Below are 3,313 nucleotides of genomic sequence, written 5' to 3' on the forward strand. Positions count from 1 at the left end.
ACGCGATGTAGCTCCGTCTCGTGGGCTCGGAGATGTGTATAAGAGACAGCGTAGATATTGTCCCGATGGGATTCGAGTCCCTCGTTCCAGACGTCGATCAGGGTCTTCGTTTGCCAATAGCCCTTTTCGTAATACAACCGCTTACGGGCTTCGTCAATTCGAAGATCGGTAATCATGCGACACCCTCCGTCTTCGCAACGAACCTGCGCCGATACGCATCGCGCTTTCTGCGTAAAGTGTAATACGCCCCTGATAGCGGTATATATTTCCTTTGTTCGAGGTCTTGCGTCGAACCTATTGAATCTTGCATTGGCAATGGTGGGAACGCGAAAGAGGAGCGCCGATCCGAAACGGGAACGAGAAAGGCCCCGCGCATGGCGGGGCCTTCGGTGCGCCGGGGCGCGCGTGCGGGCGCGCTGGGCGAGCGCGGCGGCCCTGCCTCCCACGGGCTTTCCCCGCAGTACGTCGGGCGATGGCGGGCTTAACTGCCGGGTTCGGAACGGGACCGGGTGATCCCCGCCTCCGTGGCCGCGCTCGTCCAGGGCGCCCGTGCGGGCGACCCTGAGGGCCGCGTAGCGCCGACGCGCGGAGATGCCGCGCTCCATGCAGACGGAAGCCCCGCCGCGCATGGGGCCCGCCCCCTCCGGGGACGGGGATTCGGAAGAGCTCGGACTATTAGTACCGCTCGCCTGAGCACGTCGCCGTGCTTGCAGCTGCGGCCTATCGACCCGGTGGTCTGCCGGGGTCCTTACCGAAGGGAGAACTCATCTTAGGGGAGGCTTCGCGCTTAGATGCCTTCAGCGCTTATCCCGTCCGCACGTGGCCACCCGGCGATGCCGTCGGTCGACAACCGGTGCACCAGAGGTGCGTCCGCCCCGGTCCTCTCGTACTAGGGGCGGCTCCCCTCAGTTCTCCTGCGCCCGCGGAGGATAGGGACCGAACTGTCTCACGACGTTCTGAACCCAGCTCGCGTACCGCTTTGAATGGCGAACAGCCATACCCTTGGGACCGACTACAGCCCCAGGATGCGATGAGCCGACATCGAGGTGCCAAACCTTGCCGTCGATGTGGACTCTTGGGCAAGATCAGCCTGTTATCCCCGGAGTACCTTTTATCCGTTGAGCGACGGCCCTCCCACGTGGGGCCGCCGGATCACTAGAGCCGACTTTCGTCCCTGCTCGACTCGTGGGTCTCGCAGTCAGGCCCGCTTGTGCTCTTGCGCTCCAAGGACGGTTGCCGACCGTCCCGAGCGGACCTTGCGCGCGCCTCCGTTACCTTTTGGGAGGCGACCGCCCCAGTCAAACTGCCCGCCTGGCACGGTCCGCGCGCCGGATGGCGGCCGCGCGTTAGGCCGCCGGAGCGATGGGGGCAGTATTCCAAGGGCGCCTCCGCGGGGGCTTGCGCCCCCGCTTCGCGGGCTCCTGCCTATCCTCTACGCACCGAACCGTCGGCCAATGCCAAGCTGCAGTGAAGGTTCACGGGGTCTTTCCGTCCTTCCGCGGGTAATTCGCATCTTCACGAATAATGCAATTTCACCGGGTCCATGGCCGAGACAGCGCCCAGGTCGTTACGCCTTTCGTGCAGGTCGGAACTTACCCGACAAGGAATTTCGCTACCTTAGGACCGTTATAGTTACGGCCGCCGTTTACCGGGGCTTGGCTTCGGGGCTTCGCTCGCGCTGACCCTTCCGCGTGACCTTCCGGCACCGGGCAGGCGTCAGACCCTATACGTCGCCTTGCGGCTTGGCAGAGTCCTGTGTTTTTGGTAAACAGTCGCCTGGGCCTATTCGCTGCGGCCGCCGCGGGCTCGGGGGGCTCGCCCCTCCACCCCCGGCGGCGCCCCTTCTCCCGAAGTTACGGGGCGGTTTTGCCGAGTTCCTTGGCCATGGTTCTCCCGAACGCCTCGGTATGCTCTACCCGCGCACCTGTGTCGGTTTAGGTACGGGCGCCGCCGGCCCTGCCTAGGGGTTTTTCTCGGAAGCATGGAATGAGCGGCTTCGCCTCGAGGGCTTCGTCTCGCGTCTCAGGCTCTCGTGGGCCGCGGATTTGCCTGCGGCCCGCCCTACGCGCTTTCACGGGGACGTCCAGAACCCCGCCCGCCTATCCTCCTTCGTCGCCCCGTCGGTCCTAGCGGTCCGGCGGCGGTGCAGGAATGTCCGCCTGCTGGGCATCGGCTACGCCTCGCGGCCTCGCCTTAGCGCCCGACTGACCCTGGGGGGATTAGCCTCGCCCAGGAAACCTCGCGCTTACGGCGGAGGGGTTTCCCGCCCCTCTCTCGTTACTCATGCCTGCATTCTCGCTTCCGCGCGGTCCACCGCCGGTCGCCCCGGCGGCTTCGCCCCTGCGCGGAACGCTCCCCTACCGGCCGCGCCCTACAAAGGCGCGGCCCCGCCGCTTCGGCTCCGCGCTTAGCCCCGTGTATTGTCGGCGCATGTCCACTCGACCAGTGAGCTGTTACGCACTCTTTGAATGCATGGCTGCTTCTAAGCCAACATCCTGGTTGTCTAGGCAAACGCACATCCTTTGCCACTCAGCGCGGAATTGGGGGCCTTAGCGGGCGGTCTGGGCTGTTCCCCTCTCGGCCGCGCGGCTTAGCCCGCGCGGCCTGACTCCCGGGGTGTCTGGTCGCGGCATTCGCAGTTCGGTCGGCTTCGGTAGGCGGTGAAGCCCCCTCGGCCGTCCGGCGCCCTACCTCCGCGATCCACCTCCCGAGGCTAGCCCTAAAGCTATTTCGGGGAGAACGAGATATCTCCGGGTTTGATTGGCCTTTCACCCCTACCCGCGGCTCATCCCCTCCGTTTTCAACCGAAGTGGGTTCGGCCCTCCACAGGGTCTTACCCCTGCTTCAGCCTGGCCGCGGGTAGATCACCCGGCTTCGCGTCTGCGGCGCGCGACTGGAAGAGTCGCCCTGTTCAGACTCGCTTTCGCTGCGGCTCGCCAATCGCTTGGCCTCGCCGCGCGCCGCAACTCGCAGGCTCATTCTACAAAAGGCACGCCGTCACGCCGCGTACGGGCGCTCCGACTGCTTGTGGGCGCACGGTTTCAGGCGCTGTTTCACTCCCCTCTCGGGGTGCTTTTCACCTTTCCCTCACGGTACTCGTCCACTATCGGTCATCCGGGAGTGTTCAGCCTTGGAGGGCGGTCCCCCCAGCTTCGGCCCGGGTTTCACGTGCCCGGGCCTACTCGGGGACATGCCGGGGAGGCCGCATGCGCTTCGCGTACGGGGCTCTCACCCGGTATCGCCGGCCTTCCCATGCCGTTCCGCTGCTGTCTCTTATACACATCTCCGAGCCCACGAGACGGAGCTACATCTC

2 rRNA genes are annotated in these 3,313 nt (G+C 65.3%); both read right to left on the minus strand.

From position 1 onward, the window contains the following. Positions 1-421: 421 nt before the first annotated feature. Positions 422-536: ribosomal RNA gene (gene rrf, locus ABLA28_RS11090) — 5S ribosomal RNA — on the minus strand. A 119-nt stretch (positions 537-655) separates the two neighbouring features. Then, positions 656-3,313, minus strand: a 23S ribosomal RNA gene (locus ABLA28_RS11095); the annotation flags it as partial.

The sequence above is a fragment of the uncultured Fretibacterium sp. genome, assembly GCF_963544685.1.
Taxonomy (GTDB): domain Bacteria; phylum Synergistota; class Synergistia; order Synergistales; family Aminobacteriaceae; genus CAJPSE01.